Annotated in this window: 19 protein-coding genes; 10 read left to right on the top strand and 9 right to left on the bottom strand. The window is 63.6% G+C overall.

What is annotated here, in order from left to right; all coding sequences use genetic code 11:
* Positions 1 to 11 precede the first annotated feature (11 nt).
* The 5 genes from NKJ37_RS14475 to uxuA all read right to left on the bottom strand — a co-directional run bounded on the left by NKJ37_RS14475 (position 12) and on the right by uxuA (position 6757).
* Positions 12 to 1157, bottom strand: coding sequence for an LLM class flavin-dependent oxidoreductase (locus tag NKJ37_RS14475; RefSeq protein ID WP_352760825.1), 1146 nt, complete (start codon positions 1155 to 1157; stop codon positions 12 to 14).
* On the bottom strand, positions 1154 to 2578 hold the full coding sequence (locus NKJ37_RS14480; RefSeq protein ID WP_023809091.1) for an LLM class flavin-dependent oxidoreductase: 1425 nt from the start codon (positions 2576 to 2578) through the stop codon (positions 1154 to 1156). Before NKJ37_RS14480 ends, NKJ37_RS14475 begins: the two co-directional genes overlap by 4 nt.
* An 8-nt stretch (positions 2579 to 2586) precedes the next feature.
* Positions 2587 to 3825 (bottom strand): acyl-CoA dehydrogenase family protein, encoded by a 1239-nt coding sequence (locus NKJ37_RS14485; RefSeq protein ID WP_352554984.1) that lies wholly within the window; start codon positions 3823 to 3825, stop codon positions 2587 to 2589.
* Entirely contained in the window at positions 3822 to 5231 is a 1410-nt protein-coding gene (locus NKJ37_RS14490; RefSeq protein ID WP_352774166.1) for an LLM class flavin-dependent oxidoreductase, read from the bottom strand. The genes NKJ37_RS14485 and NKJ37_RS14490 overlap by 4 nt, the downstream gene beginning before the upstream one ends.
* 341 nt (positions 5232 to 5572) lie before the next feature.
* A complete protein-coding gene (uxuA, locus tag NKJ37_RS14495; RefSeq protein WP_352609984.1) occupies positions 5573 to 6757 on the bottom strand; it encodes a mannonate dehydratase in 1185 nt (394 codons plus the stop codon).
* A 98-nt stretch (positions 6758 to 6855) separates the two neighbouring features.
* Here uxuA and NKJ37_RS14500 point away from each other — a divergent pair, with 98 nt between their 5' ends.
* The 6 genes from NKJ37_RS14500 to NKJ37_RS14525 all read left to right on the top strand — a co-directional run bounded on the left by NKJ37_RS14500 (position 6856) and on the right by NKJ37_RS14525 (position 13215).
* Positions 6856 to 7641 (top strand): SDR family NAD(P)-dependent oxidoreductase, encoded by a 786-nt coding sequence (locus tag NKJ37_RS14500; protein ID WP_128302613.1) that lies wholly within the window; start codon positions 6856 to 6858, stop codon positions 7639 to 7641.
* Between the two features lie 260 nt (positions 7642 to 7901).
* Positions 7902 to 9254: an extracellular solute-binding protein gene (locus tag NKJ37_RS14505; RefSeq protein ID WP_352774168.1), complete on the top strand. Its 1353-nt coding sequence runs from the start codon at positions 7902 to 7904 to the stop codon at positions 9252 to 9254.
* A gap of 110 nt (positions 9255 to 9364) precedes the next feature.
* Complete coding sequence (locus tag NKJ37_RS14510; RefSeq protein WP_352774170.1) at positions 9365 to 10303, top strand: sugar phosphate isomerase/epimerase family protein; 939 nt, start codon at positions 9365 to 9367, stop codon at positions 10301 to 10303.
* Complete coding sequence (locus tag NKJ37_RS14515) at positions 10300 to 11235, top strand: carbohydrate ABC transporter permease (protein WP_352440740.1); 936 nt, start codon at positions 10300 to 10302, stop codon at positions 11233 to 11235. The genes NKJ37_RS14510 and NKJ37_RS14515 overlap by 4 nt, the downstream gene beginning before the upstream one ends.
* The gene (locus NKJ37_RS14520; RefSeq protein ID WP_352440741.1) at positions 11235 to 12143 is read left to right on the top strand and encodes a carbohydrate ABC transporter permease; all 909 of its coding nucleotides are present in this window, start codon (positions 11235 to 11237) and stop codon (positions 12141 to 12143) included. Before NKJ37_RS14515 ends, NKJ37_RS14520 begins: the two co-directional genes overlap by 1 nt.
* 1 nt (position 12144) lies before the next feature.
* Positions 12145 to 13215 carry a Gfo/Idh/MocA family oxidoreductase gene (locus NKJ37_RS14525; RefSeq protein ID WP_352722383.1) on the top strand — a complete coding sequence of 357 codons (1071 nt, stop codon included), beginning with the start codon at positions 12145 to 12147 and terminating at the stop codon, positions 13213 to 13215.
* Here the strand turns inward: NKJ37_RS14525 and NKJ37_RS14530 are convergent.
* Positions 13212 to 14018: an SDR family NAD(P)-dependent oxidoreductase gene (locus tag NKJ37_RS14530; RefSeq protein WP_352752414.1), complete on the bottom strand. Its 807-nt coding sequence runs from the start codon at positions 14016 to 14018 to the stop codon at positions 13212 to 13214. The genes NKJ37_RS14525 and NKJ37_RS14530 overlap by 4 nt on opposite strands.
* Entirely contained in the window at positions 14015 to 14869 is an 855-nt protein-coding gene (locus NKJ37_RS14535) for an NAD-dependent epimerase/dehydratase family protein (protein ID WP_023809098.1), read from the bottom strand. Before NKJ37_RS14535 ends, NKJ37_RS14530 begins: the two co-directional genes overlap by 4 nt.
* A gap of 232 nt (positions 14870 to 15101) precedes the next feature.
* Between NKJ37_RS14535 and NKJ37_RS14540 the strand changes: the two genes are divergently transcribed.
* From NKJ37_RS14540 to NKJ37_RS14550, 3 genes are read left to right on the top strand one after another with little or no spacing between them, the layout of a single operon-like run.
* Entirely contained in the window at positions 15102 to 15746 is a 645-nt protein-coding gene (locus NKJ37_RS14540) for a cysteine hydrolase family protein (protein WP_352675901.1), read from the top strand.
* 49 nt (positions 15747 to 15795) lie between these two features.
* Positions 15796 to 16347 carry a MarR family winged helix-turn-helix transcriptional regulator gene (locus NKJ37_RS14545; protein ID WP_023809100.1) on the top strand — a complete coding sequence of 184 codons (552 nt, stop codon included), beginning with the start codon at positions 15796 to 15798 and terminating at the stop codon, positions 16345 to 16347.
* A 44-nt stretch (positions 16348 to 16391) separates the two neighbouring features.
* Positions 16392 to 17585, top strand: a complete 1194-nt coding sequence (locus NKJ37_RS14550) for an amidohydrolase family protein (protein WP_023809101.1) — start codon at positions 16392 to 16394, stop codon at positions 17583 to 17585.
* Positions 17586 to 17588: 3 nt separating this feature from the next.
* Here NKJ37_RS14550 and NKJ37_RS14555 read toward each other — a convergent pair whose 3' ends face one another.
* Both NKJ37_RS14555 and NKJ37_RS14560 read right to left on the bottom strand, forming a co-directional pair.
* On the bottom strand, positions 17589 to 18173 hold the full coding sequence (locus NKJ37_RS14555) for an amino acid synthesis family protein (RefSeq protein ID WP_352774173.1): 585 nt from the start codon (positions 18171 to 18173) through the stop codon (positions 17589 to 17591).
* On the bottom strand, positions 18170 to 18754 hold the full coding sequence (locus tag NKJ37_RS14560; protein WP_023809103.1) for an amino acid synthesis family protein: 585 nt from the start codon (positions 18752 to 18754) through the stop codon (positions 18170 to 18172). Before NKJ37_RS14560 ends, NKJ37_RS14555 begins: the two co-directional genes overlap by 4 nt.
* A 254-nt stretch (positions 18755 to 19008) precedes the next feature.
* On the opposite strand from NKJ37_RS14560, the gene NKJ37_RS14565 reads away from it, so the two are divergent.
* A complete protein-coding gene (locus NKJ37_RS14565) occupies positions 19009 to 20013 on the top strand; it encodes a BMP family lipoprotein (RefSeq protein WP_013530296.1) in 1005 nt (334 codons plus the stop codon).
* Positions 20014 to 20135: the final 122 nt, after the last annotated feature.

The raw sequence follows: 20135 nt of genomic DNA on the forward strand, positions 1-20135 counted from the left end.
CCGCACATGTTTCAGGCTGCGAGCAGCCCCTTCGATTTCAAGACCGCCAGCGCGCCTTCGGCGAAATGATAGGCTTCCTCGACATGCGGCTGACCCGACAGGATGAAGTGGTCGAAGCCGACGGCGTGGTACTCCTCGATGAGCGACGCGACCTGCTCGTGGCTGCCGACGATCGCCGTGCCGGCGCCGCCGCGAACCAGACCGTAGCCGGCCCACAGATGCGGCGATATTTCGAGATCGCGCACGCTGCGCGCGGTGAGCGCCGCGGTGCCGCTGTCGCTATGCAACGCGTTCATCCGGCGCTGTCCGGCCGATTCCGTGCGCGCCAGGATTGCCTGCGCCTGCGCGATCCGCTCCGGCGTCAGTCTCTCCAGCAGCCTCTCGGCCTCCTCCCAGGCCTGCGCCTCGGTGTCGCGGCTGATGACATGCAGGCGGATGCCGAAGCTTAGTTTGCGGCCCTGCGCGGCGGCGAGCTCGCGCATATGCGCCACCCGGGCAGCCTCGGTTGCCGGGCTCTCGCCCCAGACCAGATAGGTGTCGACATGGCGCGCGGCGGCCGCTTGCGCAGCACCACTTGCGCCACCGAAGAAGATGTCGGGAAGCGGCCATTTGCCGAAATCGATCTGGGCGCCTTCGATGTCGTAGTGCCTGCCCTTGAAATCGAAGCGCCGGCCCGAACCGGCGGGCAGGACCACGCCGCGCAGGATCTCGAGGAACTCTCCCGTGCGTTCATAGCGCTGGTCGTGGCCGAGATGATCGCCGAAGCGTTTCTGCTCCAGCGGATCGCCTCCGGTGACGACGTTGAGCAGCAGCCGCCCACCCGATATGCGCTGGAAGGTCGCCGCCTGATGGGCGACCAGCGTCGGCGAGATCAGGCCCGGGCGGAAGGCAACGAGGAATTTCAACCGCGTGGTGACCTGCGCCAGCGCCGCCGTCACTATCCACGCATCCTCGCACCAGGTTCCGGTGGGCGTCAGCACGGCTTCGAAGCCCAACGTCTCCGCGGTCCTGGCGACCAGTGAGAGGTAATCGAGGCTCGCTTCCCGGAACCGCGATCGTGACGGGCCGTTGCCGAGATGGGAATCATCGCCAGAGCCGACGATTTCCCTGCTGTCGCCGTTGGTCGGCAGATACCAGTGGAGATGGATGCCGCTCACTCGGCCGCCTCGACGATGGTACCCCAGTTCGAGCGGTCGCGTGCGGCTGTTCCCGGATGGTCGTCGCGCAGCAGCCGCTGGCCCGCTCCCTGGAAGCGCTCGCGGATCGTGGTGCCGGGCGCGCCACGTTCCCGGATGCGACCCCGCCGCCGCAGCTCCGGGACGACGAATTCGATGAAGTCCTCGAACGTGCCCGGACTGACGACATAGGCCAGGTTGAAGCCGTCGACGCCGGATTCATCGGCGATGCGTTCGAGCTCGTCGGCGATCCTCTGCGGTGAGCCGACCAGCTTGGGATGGATGCCGCCGAGCCCGATATACTCGGCGATCCCGGCCACGGTCCAGCGCCGGTCGGCATCGATCCGCGTCAGATTGGCAAGGGCTGAACGGCCGGCATTTGTCTCGATATATTCGAGCGGGTGGTCGAGTGGGTATTGCGACCAGTCGACGCCGGTCCATGCCGAAAACAGCGCCAGGGCCGCTTCGACGCTGGTGTAGGATAGATAGTCCTTGTGCTTGGCCTCGGCCTCTTCGTCCGTGGCTCCGGTGATGACGGTGACCGCGGTGATAAACTTTATCGCATCCGGCGCCCGTCCGAGTTCGACGGCGCGGGCACGGATCGCCTCGACCGAGCGGCGGATGGAGGCCGTGCTGGTGCCGCCGAGGAACACCACCTCGCCGTTGCGAGCAGCGAATTCGCGCCCGCGCGGCGAGGTTCCCGCCTGGAACAGAAGCGGCGTGCGCTGCGGACTGGGCTGCGCGAGATGCGCGCCGGGCACGGAGAAATATTTGCCGTGATGGCCGATCGGATGGACTTTGGAAGGGTCGGTGTAGAGCCCCTTCTCGCGATCGTGCACGACCGCCCCGTCCTCCCAGGATCCCTCCCAGAGCTTGTAGGTGACATCCAGGAATTCCTGCGCCAGATCGTAACGCTCGTCATGGTCGATCTGGCGCTCCAGGCCGAGATTCTTCGCCGCCGATTCCAGAACCGAGGTGACGACGTTCCAGGCGATGCGGCCCTTGGTCAGATGATCCAGCGTGGTGAACTTGCGGGCCAGGAGATAGGGCTGCTCGTAAGTGGTCGACACGGTGATGCCGAAGCCGAGATGCCTGGTGGCGGCGGCCATTGCCGAGACCAGCAGCAGCGGGTCGTTGACCGGCGACTGGGCTGCGGTGCGCAGCGACGCATCCGGTGTCCCCCGGAAGACATCGAGGTGGCCAAGCGCGTCAGCGAGGAACAGCGCGTCGAAGCCGCCGTCGTCGAGCAGCTTGGCCAGCGAGGTCCAGTATTCGAGGCTGGTGTAGGTGTTGGCGCGGTCGCTCGGATGACGCCAGAGGCCCGCCGACACGTGACCGACCACGGTCATACCGAAGCCGTTGAGGATGAGAGGCTTGACCGCCTTATGGGTGGAACTTGCCATGCTTCGGCTCACGAATAGTAGGTTGGCGGCGGCACACGGCCGTTAAGCGCGAAGTCACCGACTTCCAGCACCTTGTAGTGGACGGGATCATGCAGGCTGTGGGTGCGGACGTTGCGCCAGTAGCGGTCGAAGCCGAACGAGCGCGCCGTCGAGCGGGCGCCGGTGAGCTCGAATATCCGCGACGTCACTTCTAGGGCGACCTCGGTCGAATGCACCTTCGACTGGTAGGCGATTGCCGCGGCATGGCCACGCTCTTCCGCGGTGAGATCCCTGCCTCGCTCGAAGGCGCGCTGCACGGCCTCGCCGGCGGCGTCCGCGAGCGCCTGCGCGGACGCCAGCGCGATCGAAAGCCGGCCGAAGCGCTCGACAACCAGCGTGTCCTCGGAGGCTTTCTTTGCCGGCGAGGACAGCCATGGCCTGCCGCGTTGGGTGATGTAATCCCTGGCGTCTTCCAGGGCGGCAAGGGCGGTGCCGAGATAAAGTTCGCCGAAGGCTGCATGAACGATCGGCACATGCAGCGTGGCATGCGGCGGATGAACCGTATCATCAGGCCAATGCCCGACCAGATCGTCGGCGGATGCGGCGACATTTTCGAGCGCCGCACTGCCGCTCACCGTCAGCCTCTGGCCGATATTGTCCCAGTCATTGCCGAAGCTGAGGCCTGACGTGGGGTTGGCGACGATGAACTGGCCGATATGACCGCTGGCATCGGTGCCGGCGATCCGCGTGCTCCCGGCAAAGCGCACCCAGACCTGCAGCGTGTCGGCCACCTGCGCACCACTGGTGAAAGGCTTGGCGCCGTTGAGCACGAAACCGCCGTCCACCTGCCTCGCCTCGACAAGCGGCTCATAGGCGGCCTGCGCGATGCCGGCATGAAACCAGCCCTTGGAGAGAAAGCCTTGAAGCCGTCTTTCGATCAGGGACTTGTTGTCGCCGTCCAATCCGATTGCCGTGCCGAAGAGATGGTAGATGACGATCTGGGCTATCGATGTATCGCCCCTGGCCAGGATGCGGACGATCCTGAGCACTTCGGCCGGCGTCGCGCCACCGCCGCCAAATCGCTTGGGAATATAGATCGTCAGCAGGCCGGCCAGACGCAAAAGGTCTATCTCGGCATGCGGGGCGGCCCCGGCCAGATCGCGCGCTGCAGCTGTTCGCTTGAGTTCGCGCACGACCTCCTCGGCCTTCTCGGCCCAGCCTTGGAAATCGCTGCGCTGTTCATGCTGAACGGTGGCGTGGATGGTCATGATGCCAAAGCCTCCGGCTGACGGCCCTGCGAGAAAGCGTGTTGCGCCGCCGGATGATCGGCGGGCACCCGGTTGTCACGCCCGAAGAGCCTGGACCGCAGCGAGGGACCGAGATCCTCGCGAATGCGCCCGCGCCGCCGCAACTCGGGAACGACGTGGGCGGAGAAATCGATGAAGCTGCCGGGGCTGACCACATGCGTCAAATTGATGCCGTCGGTGTCGGTGGCTTCCAGCCATTGCTCGAGCTCGTCGGCAACGGTCTTGGGGCCGCCGACAAAGGACTTGCCGCGCCCGAAACCGCCCTCCGGCGAGAACGCCTGGCGCAAGGTCCACTGGCGGCCCGACGACGGGTCATCGAACATGCGCAGCAGGGAACGGTTGGAATCGGTTTCGGTGTAGCGGATAGGCTGGTCGAGATCGTGCCTGGAAAAATCGATGCCGGTCGTTGCCGAATAATGCACCAGCGCGCCTTCGACATCGTAGTGCGACCTGTAGTCAGCGAGCTTGGCGGCCGCGGCGGCGTCGGTTTCATCCGTGATCACCGAGACCGCGGATATGAACTTGATGCTGCCTGGAGCCCTGCCTTCATCGCGGGCAAGCCGCTTCACCTCAGCGACATTGCGGCGGATGCCATCGACATCGGCACCGGCGACAAAGACCACCTCCGCGTGACGAGCGGCAAAGCGCTGGCCGCGCGGCGAACCGCCCGCCTGGAACAGCACCGGCACCCTCTGCGGACTGGGCTCCGAGAGATGCGGACCCGGAACGTTGAAGTAGCGACCGGAATGACCGATCGGATGGACCTTTTCCGGATCCGTATAGAGACCGTCCGGGTTGGCGGCGCTGCCGCGATCACGCACCAGGGCACCGTCTTCCCAGGAACCCTGCCAGAGCTTGTAGGCGACATCCATGAACTCGTCGGCGATCTCGTAGCGCTCGTCATGCGCCACCTGCCTGTCGAGACCGAGATTGCGCGCCGCGCTGTCGAGCTGCGAGGTGACGACGTTCCAGGCGATCCGCCCCTTGGTGAGATGATCGAGCGTGGTGAATTTGCGCGCCAGCAGATATGGCTTTTCGTAGGTCGTCGAAACGGTGACGCCGAAACCCAGCCGGCTTGTAGCGCCGGCAAGCGCTGAGACCAGCAACAGCGGATCGTTGACGGGGGACTGCACGCCCTTTGCCAGCGAGGCGTCGTATCCACCGCCATAGAGGTCGAGAAGGCCCAGCGCGTCGGCGATGAACAAGCAATCGAAGCCGCCCTCCTCCAGTGCTTTGGCAAGCTCGATCCAGTAGTCGAGCTCGGCATGTCGATAGGCCTGGTCGGCCGGATGACGCCAAAGGCCGTAGGCGACATGGGAGACGGCATTCATGGTGAAGCCATTGAGAATAATAGGAGATTTTGCCATATGACAACCCAGACAAACGCGCTCAGCACGGGATCGATCTTTGTCTATGGATTTAGTGTAATTCAAAGCATCGCGCGTGGAGATTTTTCCTAAAGATCGCGGTGTTTGTGACAATCCATTACTGGATGGTGTCGAAGCGGCCAGTGTCGAGCCGCATCACCAAGGTTGTCGTCAAGCCATGCGGACAATCCATGCCCAGCTTCGCCGAACTGCGGCAGCGCATGGCTGCCCTGGCGCGATGCGACCCAGGGCGTTTCTCAGCAATGTGGCATATAAACACCGCGGAAGTGCAAAACCGGCGCGATAGTTTCAGATCCTGCCAGCCGAACTGAGGGGGCCGCTCAAGCCAGCTCGAACCGCTCGATGGCGCGCATGATGCCACGCAGCTCGGCGAGGCCTTTCAGCCGGCCGATCAGCGAATAGCCGGGATTGATCCTGGTCTTGCCGATATCGTCGGCGAGCAGATGGCCATGGTCGGGCCGCATCGGAATACGCCAGTCGGCACGGCCCTCCCGGCGGCGGCGCGCCTCTTCCTGCATCAGAGCGAGAATCACATGCGCCATGTCGGTGCCGCCCTCGAGATGCTCGGCCTCGTGGAACGAGCCGTCATCCTCGATGGTGATGTTGCGCAGATGGACGAAATGGATGCGGTCCGCGAACTCCTTGACCATGGCGACGATGTCGTTGTCGGCGCGTGTCCCATAGGAGCCAGTGCAGAACGTCAGGCCGTTGGCGGGGCTGTCGACGGCGTTGAGGATGAAACGCGCATCCTCGGCGGTCGAAACGATGCGGGGCAGGCCGTAGAGCGAGAAGGGCGGGTCGTCGGGATGGATGCACATGCGCACCCCCTCCTCTTCGGCCACCGGAATGATCTCGCGCAGGAACCAGGCAAGGTTGTCGCGCAGCTCCTTTGGTCCGATCGCGTCGTATTCCGCCAGGGCCTCGCGAAAACTGTCCCTGTTATAACTGCGCTCGGTTGCCGGCAGGCCGGCGATCAGGTTGCGCTCGATCCTGTCGATAGCTTCGCTGCTCAATTCCTTCAGCCGCGCTTCCGCCTCGGCGATGCGGGCGGGGGTATAGCCGGCCTCGGCATTGACGCGCTTCAGCACGAACAAATCGTAGGCCGCGAAATCGATGGCATCGAAACGCAGTGCATAACCGGTCGTGGGAAGCCGATAGGCGAGATCCGTGCGCGTCCAGTCGACCACCGGCATGAAATTATAGCAGACCGTCGCAATGCCGGCCTTGGCGAGCGCGCGGATCGAGTCGCGATAGTAGCCGGCGTAGCGCTCGCGTTCCGGCGTGCCGATCTTGAAGGAATTGTGGACCGGAATGCTCTCGACCACCGACCATGTCAGGCCGGCGGCCTCGATGACACGCTTGCGCTCCAGAATGCTCTCGAGGGGCCAGGCGCGCCCGTCATAGATATCGTGCAAGGCGCTCACCACGCCGGTCGCACCGGCCTGCCTGACATGATCGAGCGTTACCGGATCGTTCGGTCCATACCAGCGCCAGCACTGTTCCATTGCCGCTTCCTTCCGCGAGAGAACGGCAACCTATTGTTGGACCACAATGGGTGTCAAACTAGGAACGGTTTCGGACAGCGAATGAAGGAGTTTTCCCAATGAAGGATTTCGACGGCAAGGTGGCTTTGGTGACGGGCACGACCGGGATTGGCCTCGCAACCGCCAGACGCCTCGCTGCAGGGGGTGCTGCGATCGTCGCCTGCGGCATCGACCGCGCGGCCAACGCTGCGCTGAAATGGGAACTGGAAAGCTCCGCAGCCGGGGCGCTGGTCATAGGCGCCGACGTCTCCGTGCCCGATCAGGTTCGCGACGCGGTCGCGACTGGCGTCGAGCGGTTCGGCGGCCTCGATATCATCGTCAATTCGGCGGCGGTGCATCCGTACGGAACCGCGACCAGCACCGATTTCGAGACCTGGAACAGGGCGATGTCGGTCAATGTCGGGTCGATCTATCTGACAGCGCATTTCGGCATCCCGGAAATGGTCCGCAGGGGCGGCGGCGCCATCATCAACGTCGCTTCGGTGCAGGGCTTTGCCTGCCAGCAAAACGTCGCCGCCTATGCCACCACCAAGGGCGCCATCCACACGCTGACGCGTGCCCTGGCCCTCGACCATGCGCGCTCCGGCATCCGCGTCAATTCCGTCAGCCCGGGCTCGATCCGCACCCCGATCCTGGAGAAGGCCGCCCGCGGCGAGAACGGCACGGATGCCGATGTCGAGGCCGCCTACAAGCGCTTCGGCGAAGCGCACCCCATCGGGCGCATCGGCGAGCCGGAGGAAGTGGCTGAACTCATCGCTTTCCTGTGTTCGTCGAAGGCCGGCTTCTGCACTGGCGCGGACTACAAGATCGATGGCGGCCTGACCGCCGGCATCGGCGTGAAGTAGATCGCGAAGATTGGGGCTTGTCCGTTACCGGGACCAGCCGGCATCCGACAATTGGTTTGCCGATCTTCTTGCAGATCACTGCCCAGGCAAATCGAACACCGCACGGGCCACGCCGAACACGAAAGGGGGGCGGTGCGATCGATGAAATAATAGGCATTCTTGCCGATTGACAAAAACATCAACAGGCGACCAAGATCATATGACCATCAACGATATTGGTCCCGAGGTTGCCCCTCGGCATTGGCGTAAAGGAGAGCCAGATGCCCCTTCAGCAGAGAGTGACCCATCGTCCGAAACAACGTTCCGCCGCTCCCATCCTTGCCACCGCACTGCTAGGCCTCGGCCTGATCACAGTGCCCGGCATCGGCCACGCCGAAGGGATCACGCTCAAGATCTTCGGCGGCTCGGCGCTCGACGAACTCGCGCCGCGCCAACCGCCGGACGAGCAGAAGAAAATCCAGCAGCAGGTTATCGACGGCTTCCTCAAGGCCAACCCCGACGTCGCCGCGGTCGAGTGGGATGCCCAGGGGCCGCAAACCGATTCCATCCAGCGCGTGATGACCGCAAAACTTGCAAACCAGGAAATGGATCTGATCGCCTGCCCGGCCTTCTACACCAATGGCGCCTATGTCAGGCGAAAACTGGTGATGCCGATTACCGACAAGATCAAGCCGTTCCAGGACAGGATCGACGCCGCCGCACTTGGCGCCTTCACGGTCAACGGCCAAGTCTACGGCGTGCCGATCTCGACGCTGTCGACATCGACGATCTTCTACAATGTCGATCTCTTTCAGAAGCTCGCCATTCCTGTCCCGCCAACCTATGACGACCTGAAGGCAGCCGTGCCGAAGTTCAAGACCGCGGGCGTGATCCCTCTGCTGCATCAGGGCTCTAACACCGTGATGTGGCCGATGTGGTACTTCGAGACCTTTTCGCAGGCCTCGGGCGACCCGGTCGGCAAGACGCAGAAGAACCTCGAGGGCACGGCGAAATTCACCGACGCGCCCGATGTCGAGGGGTTCAAGCTGATCAAGCAATGGGTCGATGATGGCATCCTTTCCAAGGATTCGCTTTCCGTCGACCAGGACGGCATGCGTGCGGCCTTCGCCGCCGGCAAGAGCGCCATGTATTATGGCGGCACCTGGGAAATCCCGTCGCTGCAGTCGAGCGTCAAGGACTTCAAATGGGGCGTCTTCGCCTTTCCGAAAATGGACGGAACGCCGGGCGCGCCTGGCCATGGCGGCGGTGCCGACAACGGCATGTGCGTCGCCTCCTCGATCCCGCCCGAGAAGCTCGATGCCGCGGTCAAGTTCATCGAATATTTGACAAGGCCCGAGGTCGCGACGCTCTACCTCGCGCCGGAACAGCCGATCGCGGCCTCGATCAAGGGCGTGCCGCAGGTCGACGATGCCTATGCCGTCGAACTGCGCAAGCAAGCCTTCCCGAACACGATCAAGTTCCTCGACTGGATCTGGCCCTCGGAGGTCGCGAGCGCCACGTCTTCGGCAATCGCCGGCATCGTCGGTGGCACGACCACGCCCGAAGATGCCGCCGCATCGATCCAGGCCATTTTCGACGGCCTCAAGGCCCAGGGCAGTTGGCCGCCCAAATGAGGCCCTGAAGTAGCGCCTGCAAGCGAGCGCACATCCGGTCGGGCTGATGCGCCAGGCAAGAAAAACAGAGGCTGCCTGCTTCGGGCAGCCTCGCCCATCGGAGAGAACACATGACGACACATCGCGCCGAACGGCAGCGCTTCTCGATCGGTTATCATCTGAACAGCTGGGACCTGACCGGCCTTCCGCTACGGCCAGCCATCAAGTTCCTGGCAGACCAGGGCTTCGGCTGGTTCGAGATCCTCGCCTTCACCAGCCTGTCGGACCAATACGCCCGCAAATACATGCAGCTCGGCAACCAGGCGCCGATGGGGGTGACCACCGACACCGACATCTTGCGGCGCTATGCGCTGCTGTCGGAAGGCCAGAGCGAGTATGGCATCAAGCTCTCCTCCTTCTACGTCAATGCGATCTTCACCAACCCCGTCGCCTGGCCCTTTGAACGGGATGTGCTCGTCGCGCTGACCAGGATGTTGAAGGGGTTCGGCTCACCGGTGCTGGTTCTCGGCGGCGGTCCATCGGAAGCCGCTGCCGGGGCGCACACGGCCGACGACTACCGCGCCTTTTGCCGGGCGCTCGAGGATATCGGCAGGCGGACAAAGGACCTTGGCATCGAGACAGTCTATCACCCGCACCTCGACACCTTCATCGAGCGCCGCGACCAGCTCGATCGCATGATGGATGAACTGGATACCGATCTGGCCGGCCTGTGCATCGATCCGGCGCATCTTGCGCATACCAATTCCGATCCGGTCGACGCGGTAAAGACCTACATTTCGGCCGTGCGCTACATGCATTTCAAGGACACCAGGGTCGATCCGGCGCTGAAGGGCTATGACCGCTATGGCGCCTTTTGCGAGCTCGGCGCCGGGGTCGTCGATCTCGCCGGCATCGTCGACGTCCTGCTGGATGCAAACTACGATGGGCTCGCCATCATCGAGCTGGATGCGTCCAGGAAAACGGCAGAGCAAAGCACGCTCGAGAGCATCGCCTATGTCAGGGACACGCTCGGGCTGGTGCTGACCCCGCAAGGCGCGAAGGCCGCGTGAGCACGCGACCGCAAAAGGCGGCTCCTGTTTCGAGCCGATCCGGCACCTGGCGTTTCGATGCCGGGGACGGGGCTACGGCCTTCGTCATGATCCTGCCCGCCGCGATCCTCTTCGGTCTTTTCTACCTCTGGCCGTTCGTCAACGGCTTCTGGCTCAGCCTGCACAATTGGGACGGGTTTTCCGACCCGACCTGGGCAGGCTTTTCCAACTACATGCGCCTGGCGCATGATCGCATCTTCCTCGGTGCGCTGCGCAATAATCTGATTTTCGTCGTTGCCGTCGTCGTCCTGAAGAACGTGCTCGGCCTCGGGCTGGCGCTGCTTCTGAACCGGGCGCTGCTCGGCCGCGCCTTCTTTCGCGCCGCCGCCTTCATCCCGGTGACGATGTCCTTCGTCGCCGTCGGCCTGCTCTGGTCCTGGATCTACAATCCCGTCTTCGGCCTGCTCAACAGCGGGCTCGATCTCATTGGCCTCGCCGGGCTGAAACGATCATGGCTCGGCGACGCCGACATCGCGCTCTACTCGATCATCGTCGTCGATGTCTGGAAATGGCTCGGCTTCCATGCCGTCATCTATCTGGCCGGGCTGCAGACGATCCCCTCGGAGCTTTATGAATCGGCGAAGATGGACGGCGCCGGCCCCTTGCAGCGCTTCCGGCACGTCACCGTTCCGATGATGATGCCGATCATCTTCATCAACACCATCCTCGGCCTTTCCGGCGCCTTCGTGCGCAACTTCGACATCGTCTATGTCCTGACCAAGGGTGGTCCGAACCACGCCACCGAAGTGGTGCTCACCTACATGATGAGCAAGGCCTTCCAGGACGGCGCCATGAGCTACGCCGCGGCGATCGGCTATGTGCTGTTCATGATCGTCGGGCTGGCCAGCGTCGGCCTGCTGGCCCTGATGCGGCGGCAAAGGCTCGACGTCTGATGAGAGCAGCCGCCAACCCTCCGCTTCCCCTGGATGATGGCGCCGCCGGCTCTCGCCGTCGCGGGCTCATGCAGCGCCTCGGCATGCGCGGCATCCTCGAACTTGGCGGCATCTATGCCGCGCTCATTCTCGTGCTCTTCGAGACCCTTTATCCGCTGCTTTGGGTGCTGTTCGGTTCGCTCAAGACCAAACAGGAAATGCTCAGCAATGTCTGGGGTCCGCCATCGAGCCTGGTGCTGCAGAACTATGCCGATGCCTGGCGGATCGCCGGCATGGGATCGCGCATCGTCAACAGCATCTTCGTCACCGGCTCGGCATTGATCATCCTGGTGGCCGTCGCGACGCCGTGCGCCTATGCGGTGGCGCGTCTTCGTTTCCCCGGACGCGGTCTTGTGGTCGCAGTCGCAGTTGCGGCCATGCTGGTGCCGCCGCAGGTGATGGCCATTCCGCTGTTCCTGGTGGCGCGCGATCTCGGCCTGATAAACAGCCGGCTCGGCATTGCCTTCATCTATGCCGCGACGTCGCTGCCGCTTTCGGTCTTCATCCTGCGCAGCTTCTTCATCACATTGCCGGCCGACCTCGAAGATGCCGCTCGCATCGATGGCGCCAGCCGGCTCGAGATCCTGATCCACATCATGCTGCCCCTGGTGCGGCCGGGCGTGGCGCTGATCCTCATCTTCGGCTTCATCGAGATCTGGAACGATTTCTTCCTGGCCTTCCTGCTGTTGCGCGACCCTTTAGTGCAGACCATTCCGCTTGGACTGGTCAGCTTCTTCCAGCAATACGACTCGCTCTGGACGCTCTATTTCGCCGCGTTGACGATCACGACACTGCCGGTGATCGTCGTCTTTGTCGCCATGCAACGGCAGTTCATCGCCGGCCTGACAGCCGGCGCCGTGAAGGGTTGACATGCAGGATCGCGTCATTGGCGTTGGCGTCATCGGCTGCGGCGAGATCGCCCAGTTGATGCACTTGCCTTATCTCATGGAATTGCCGGCGTTTCGCATCGCCGCCTTGTGCGACATCTCTTCCGGCACGGTCGACAAGGTGGCGGAACATTATGGCGTCACTGCCAGATATACCGACCATCGCGCGCTGCTTGCCGACCCGAATGTCGATGCGGTCGTGATCTGCACCTACGATCATGGCGAGATGGTCGCCGATGCAATCCGAGCCGGCAAGCACCTGATCGTCGAGAAGCCGCTTGCCTTCACGCCGCAGGAGGCGCGCCCGCTGGTCGAGCAGGCCGAGCGGAGCGGCCTCGTCGCCCTTGTCGGCTACATGAAATTCTATGATCCCGGCTATGAGATCGGGCTGGAGCGCATCGCCGCCATCGGCCGGCCGAAGTCGATCCATGTCCACGATTTCGCGGGCCGCTTCGACCGTTATGGCCAACTCTACACGCAGACCAGGGTCACCGACGTGCCGGCCGATGTGTTAGCGGCGGGACGCGAAACGGTCGCTCGGCGCATCGAGGCGGCGCTCGGTGTGGACCATGCCGGCTATCGCGATCTCTATCTTGTACTGCTCAGCCTCGCCAGCCACGACCTTGCCGTCATGCGCGGCGCTTTCGGCACGCCGGACCGCGTCGTGCATGCACAGCAGACCGGTCCCAACCAGCTGCTGGCCGTGCTCGATTATGGCGGCGTCCCTTGCCTCTTCGACATGGCACTTGCCCAGTATGAATGGTGGGACGAGTGGATCCACGTGCATGGTGAGCGCGACGAGGTGCGGATCGAATTCCAGAACCCCTATTTCCGCAATGCCTCGGCGACCGTCCGGCTGCGCGAAACCACAGGCGAAGCTGCATCCGAACGCGCTCTGCCTGGCGTTCCGGATACGTCGTTCCGCCGCGAATGGCTGCATTTCGCCGATTGCGTCCATGGCGGCGCGAAGCCGCGCACGCCGCTTTCGGGCGGGCTCGCCGATCTCGATCTTGCCGTTCGGATCATCCAGGCAATGCCGCCGAAAAGACTTTAGCGAAATTTCGGAAACGCGCCGCCAGCCGGCGCGTTGGCCCAGCTCTGCAAGGTCTGGCCGCCGTCGATCAGCCAATCCACGCCTGTGACGTGCCTCGCCTCGTCGGAGGCCAGGAAAGCCACGGCGGCCGCGACATCGTCCGGCTGGCCGATGCGGCGCAACGGAATGCGGTCGGCGAAATGCTGGACGCTGCTCTTGAATTCGCCGTCGCCGGAAACCGGTACGCCAAGCGTCGTCTCGATCACGCCGGGGCAGATGGCGTTGACGCGTATGCCGTAAGGCGCGGCATCGAGCGCTGCGACCCGCGTCAGGCCGACCACCCCGTGTTTGGAAGCGACATAGCCGGCACCACCCAAAAGGACGTCCCAACCGGCCATGGACGAGCCCATGTTGACGATCGAGCCACCGGTCCCGGCCTCGATCATCGCCCGAAGCGACGCCTGCAGCACGAGGAAGATGCCGCGCAGATTGATGCGGATGGTCGTATCCCAGTCTTCGACCGGCAGGTCGTGAACGGGAGCGACGACGCCGGAAATTCCGGCATTGTTGAACACCACGTCGAGGCCGCCGAACGCCTCGACGATCGTTGCGACGGCGCGCCGCACATCCGCTTCATCGGTGACGTCAGCCTCGATCGCCAGGGCGTCGTCGCCGAGGGAGCTGGCCAATTGCCGCGCCGCCGCGCCATTGCGGTCGACAATGGCGACCCGCGCGCCTTCGTCAAGGAAACGCCGCACCGCTGCGCTGCCGATCGCGCCGGCGCCGCCGGTGACGAGGACCTTTTTCTGGTCGAACCGTTTCATCCTTCGGTCTCCGGCTTTGGATAGGAACGCCATGAATACTTTGGTTCGAAACCGATCGTTTCGCGCGCATGGACCGTGTCGAGCACGGCGCCGAAGCCGGCGATCGGCCGCGACAGAGCGACATCAGGATAGACCCGGCGCACGAGCGCTTCGGTCTCCTCTTCCATGAATGTGTCGGCGGCGCTCAGGAGGACGCGCAGATGGCCATCGCCTTGCCATTCAAGCGCCCGCAGGAAGCCCTGCCCGGCGTCGCGCGCATCGAGATAGGCCCACAGGTCGCGGGCACTGTCGGCGGTGGCGCGGCGCGGCCCGACGCCCTCGAAAAAAGAACCCGGCGTCTGGATCCACGGCATGCGGATACTGACCGCCGAGAAGGCCCCCCGGCGCACCGCCGCGTCGACGATTTCCTCGCCCAGCCATTTCGACAGGCCGTACGGGTCCTGCGCGCCGACCGGATGGTTCAAGTCGACCGGCAGATAGGGCGGCCGCACAGGTTTCTCGAAAAAGGGATAGCCGAAAACGCTGAAGGACGAGGCATAGACGAAGCGCCTGGCGCCGGCCATGGCAGCTGCCTCGACCACATTGTAGGCGGTCGTGATGTTGGTCTTGAACACCTCGCCGCCGGCCCGGCCGGTCGGCCGCGGAATGGCCGCGACATGCACAACGGCATCGCAATCGCGCACCAGCTGCAGCGTCGATCCCAGATCGGTCAAATCGGCGGTTGCGTGGCGCCATGCGACCTCACCCGGCACCACGGCATCGACACCAAGCACATCGTGGCCGGCCGCAACCAGAGCCTCGGCCACATGGCGGCCAAGCAGGCCGCTGGCTCCGGTGACGATGGTTTTCATATCTCGGCCTCGGCTCCGCAATTAAGCGGCTTGAATATTGTTGATGGTCATACAAATCGAGCACATGCCTGACAAGCGTTGTCAAGGCCATTTCGCGATGGACAAATAGCGCATACGCTTGTCGGAGCGCGGTGCGCAAGGCCGACCAGCACGCTTTGCGTCGAACGGGATTGACTTGGCATCCGCTAGGGTTTTTTGTATGAGCATCAACGATCGGTCAAAGGAGCTCGCCATGTCCGTGGACAGTTTTTCCTCACATCGGCACGATGACGCGGTGCGCCTCGATCCACGCCGTGCGGCCGTTGTCGTCATCGATATGGTCAATGAGTTCTGCAAGCCCGGCGGGGCCATGGTCCTGCCTGGGTACGAGACGCTGGTCGCGCCGCAACTGGCCGTGATCGAGGCCGCGCGCGCCGCCGGCGTGCCGGTGATCTGGGTCCATGACAGCCACCGGCCGGGCATGCGACGCGAGCGCGAATGGCTGAAGCGCACACCGCATTGCCTGGATGGAAGCTGGGGGCCGGAGATCATCGAGGATCTCGGCGCCCGCGATGACGAGATCCATGTGATCAAGCGGCGCTACTCGGCCTTCTTTCAAACCGACCTCGACCTGACGCTGAAAGACATGCAGACCGATCAGTTGATCATCTTCGGCGTGGTCACCAACATCTGTGTGCGCTCGACCGTCCATGATGCCTTTTTCGAGGGCTATGAGGTGGTGGTGCCAAGCGATTGCTGCGCGGCGACGGGACCACGCGAGCAGGAAAGCTCGCTCTATGACATAGCGACCCATTTCGGCGTGGTCAGCGATTCGGCTGATGTCGTCGCAGCCCTCCGCGACGGGAGGTCGCTTCAACCAGCGGAGGTCGCGGCTTGAGCTTTTTTCAAACCGGCGACATCCAAGACAGCGGCGATAGGAGTCCGGTGTGACGACTGAAAAGAAACCGCAATCCGAAAAAGGCGCGACGCCGAAAACGCCGAGCGGCGATGCACCCCCGAGCCGCGAGCAAGTGCTGCAACAATACGCCGAGACCGGCTATGAATTGGACCGCCACCCGGCGCACGTCATCCGCCGGGCGCATCAGCGCGCGACGTTGCGCTTCCAGCAGGTGATGGCCGGCGAAGACCTTTCGCCAACGCAATTCGCGGCGCTCGCCACGATCCTCAAGCATGGCGAAGTCTCGCAGAACCATCTCGGCCGGCTGACGGCGATGGACCCGTCGACCATCAGCATCGTCATGCGCAAACTGCTCAAACACGGGCTGATCACGCGCAGCGCCTCCGAAACCGACCAACGCCTGACGATGATCGCGCTGACCGGCAAAGGGACCGACTATACGCTGGAGCGGCTCGAACGCAGCGTCGAGGTCGGGCGGCGGTTCCTGTCGCCGCTCTCACCGGCTGAGCAGGCGACGCTGCTTCGCCTGCTCCAGCGCATCAACGACGACGACCCATCGAATGGCGACGGCGGCAAATAAGCCGCGTCCAGTCCTTTTTTCCATAACAGCAAAAGTGAGAACCGATGTCGTCCGACTCCCAGTCGTCTGCCAACACGCTCGTCGTCCGCAATATCGGTCTCATGCTGAGTGGCGATCTCGCACAACCGATCATCGACGCCGACACCATCGTCGTGAGCGATGGACGCATCACCAGCATTGGCAAGGCAGGCGACATTGATGGCGGCAGCGCGGCGACGATCATCGATGCGATGGGCTGTGCGGTCTCGCCGGGTCTTATCGATAACCACGCCCATCCGGTGGCCGGCGACTGGACGCCTCGGCAGAACCAGATCGGCTGGATGGATTCGACTGTGCATGGCGGCGTCACCACCATGATCTCGGCGGGTGAAGTCCACACGCCGGGCCGACCGCGCGACCTTGTCGGGCTGAAGGCGCTGGCGATCGCTGCCCAACGCACCTTCTCCAACTTCCGTCCGAACGGCATGAAGATCCTGGCCGGGGCACCGATCCTGGAACCCGGCCTTACCGAGGAAGACTTCCGCAGTCTCGCCGAGGCCGGCGTGACGCTTGTCGGCGAGGTCGGACTTGGCGGCGTCAAGGACGGGCCGACCGGCCGGCAGATGATCGCCTGGGCGCGCAAATACGGCATGACCTCGATGACCCACACGGGCGGTCCATCCCTGCCCGGCTCCGGCCGCATCGGCGCGGATGTCGTGCTGGAGGTCGACGCCGACATCGTCGCGCACGTCAATGGCGGGCCAACCGCCCTGCCCGACGCGGAAATACGGCAGATCTGCGAGAAGGGCTCGAGGGCGCTCGAAATCGTCCATAACGGCAATTTGCGCACCGGACTGTTCGTGCTCGACCTGGCAAGGCAGCGCGGCGAACTTTCGCGCGTCATCCTCGGCACCGACAGCCCGGCCGGATCCGGCGTGCAGCCGCTTGGCATCCTGCGAACCCTGACCATGCTGGCTTCGCTGGGTGGTATCGCGCCGGAAGTGGCGTTCTGTCTTGCCAGCGGCAACACGGCGCGTGTGCGCGGACTGGATGATCGCGGCATCATCGAGGCCGGTCGCGCCGCCGACCTGATCTTCATGGATCAAGCGATCGGCGGTGCCGGCGACGGGCTGCTCGACAGCGTGGCGCTGGGCAATCTTCCAGGCATTGGAATGGTCGTCATCGACGGCGTGGTGCGGACCGGCCGGAGCAGAAATACGCCTCCGGCGATGCGGGTGCCGGAAGTCCTGGCGGCCTGACGGTCAGCCGACGCCGTCAATCCCGACAATCTTGTCCTTGGTCAGCCCGCCGACGCGCGGGTGCGGCCTGCCGGAATCGGTGACGGCGATAGCGACGACGATCTCGTCGGCCCGCGGTGCGTCGGGAACACGAACCTCCATGCCGTCGAAATGGCTGCGCACCCGCGCCGCATCCTTGTGACCGAGCGGAATATCGAGCGGCACGCCGAGGCCGCCGCGCTTCTTCGATGAAGGAATGAGCGCGGCCCCCTTGCCGAGCACATCGCGGAACGGGGCACCGAGCTTTGGATGAAGGATGGCGGCGGCATGTTCGAGCTCACCGTCGGCGCCGACGGCGGCGGCCTTGCCGAAGCTCTCGACCCGGTCGCCGACAATGCCCAGAGCAGCGACGGCGCGCTTGGGCAAGATATCTCCCAATGCTTCGCCTATGGCGCTCAGTGCCGACAGGTCCTCGACGTAGGTACCCGCATAGGGGTTGCGGATCACCGCGATGGCTGCGGCACGCCGCGTCGGCGGATCGACGGGCCGCCCGCCTTCGATCCGGGTTTCCTCGACGATGGTGATGATACGGCGGATTTCCGGGTTCATCGCAATCCGTCCTCGCCCTTGATGTCGGCGGCGGCAAGGCCGCCGACCCGTGCATGAACGCGTGCGCCGGTGGTCATCGCCAGGATGACGGCCATTTCGTCGCCGCGCGGCGCATCGGCAATGCCGATCTCGATCGCATCGAAATGGCTGCGCACATAGGAGGCGTTTATGTGCGTGATCGGGATATCGATGCGCGTTCCGGGGCCGCCGACCTTCTTGGTCGAAGGCACGATCGCCTTGGCATTGCCGAGCAGTTCACGCATCGCATAGCCGCCCGGATTATGCCAGAGCGCGCCGTGTTCAAGCTCGCCGGCGGCGCCGACTATGGCACCCTTGCCATAGCCTTCGATGGCCTGGCCGCCTTCACCAATGGCGTCGATCAGGCGCCGAGCCATATCGAGACCGAGCGGCTTCAGGTCTTCCATGAAGCCAGTGATCTCTTCGACATAACGTCCGGCAAAAGGGTTGGCGATGACCGCGACGACCGCGCCCCGCTTGAGCGGGCGTGCCGCGTGGGGTCCGCCCTCATGGAATATCTCTTCGACCTGAACCAGAAATTTCCTGACCACCACAGCCGGCATCGTTCGCTTCCTTCATCCCGTCGTTCATAAAAACTCATTAGAGTATCAACAATTATGCCCATGGACATTTGTCAAGCGCAGACGTCGAGCAAGTGGGCGAAGGGCCAAGAAAACTGCATCGGATGACGATTGACAGCCTGTTAAGCCGCTCCTAAACTCATATGACCATCAACGAACTCGCCGTTGTCCCGGCGGACACGTGGGGATGGTCAAAGCGTGGCTTCAAAAGCTGAAAAAAGCTGAAGGGGAATGACATGAAAAGGGCGCTCAAGAGTTTATTTCTGGCCGGCACGATGCTTGCCATTTCGTTCGGACCGGCCGCGGCACAGGCCAAGGTTTCCGTGGCCGCCATCTCGGGATATTTTGCCCAGGGCTTCGGCGTTTCGATCGTCAACGGCCTCAACAAGGCCAAGACCGATTTCGGCATCGACCTCAAGCTGGTCGACACCGGCAATCGCGCGCTCGACTACCAGCAGCAGTTCGAGAATCTTGCCAAGGGCAAACAGTACGACCTCATCTTCGTGATGGGCTGGGAGCTGGTGGACTCGCTGCAAAAGGTCAGCGCCGAATATCCTGACCAGCGCTTCGTGTTCATCGATGGCGTCCTCGACAACCCCAAGATGATCTACGCCAATTTCGCCGAGGAGCAGGGATCCTTCGTCGCCGGCGCGCTTGCCGGCATGATCGAAGCCAAGGGCACCGCCTTCGACAAGATCGGCGACGGCAAGGCGATCGGCTTTGTCGGCGGCCGAGATATCCCGGTGATCCGCAACTTCCTGGGCGGCTACGAGCAAGGCGCCAAATATGCCGCGCCCGACGTCAAGGTAAACTCCGTCTTCGCCGGAACCTTCGACGACCCGGCCAAGGGAAGCGAACTTGCCCAGGCGCTTTACGGCCAAGGCTCCGACATTGTCTACAACGTCGCCGGCCCGACGGGTGAAGGCGTGATGCAGGCAAGTGCCGCGGTCGACAAATATTCGATCGGCGTCGACATCGACATGTGTGGCTCGGCTCCCGGAAATGTGCTCGCCAGCATGCTGAAGCGCGGCGACATCGCCGTCTACACGCTGATCAAGGACGAGGTCGAGGGCCGCAAGATCACCGCCGGCACCCGCACTTTCGACCTCGCCTCGGGCGGTGTCGAGGTCAAGGTCTGCGATGACATCGCCGCCAAGATCCCGGCAGAGATGACCGCCAAGCTCGATGAGATCAAAAAGGGCATCGTTGACGGCAAGATCGTGATCGCCAAGGCAAAATAAGCCAACAACAGCGCCTCCCTCCCAAGAAAGCGCTACACTGATCCGCCGCGGCTTGCCGCGGCGGATCAGTGTCCAATCTGCGAGAGCCACGTTGTCGAACACGCCGGGGTCGCCGACCCTCC

This window comes from Mesorhizobium sp. M0140, from assembly GCF_040322475.1.
Lineage (GTDB): Bacteria > Pseudomonadota > Alphaproteobacteria > Rhizobiales > Rhizobiaceae > Mesorhizobium.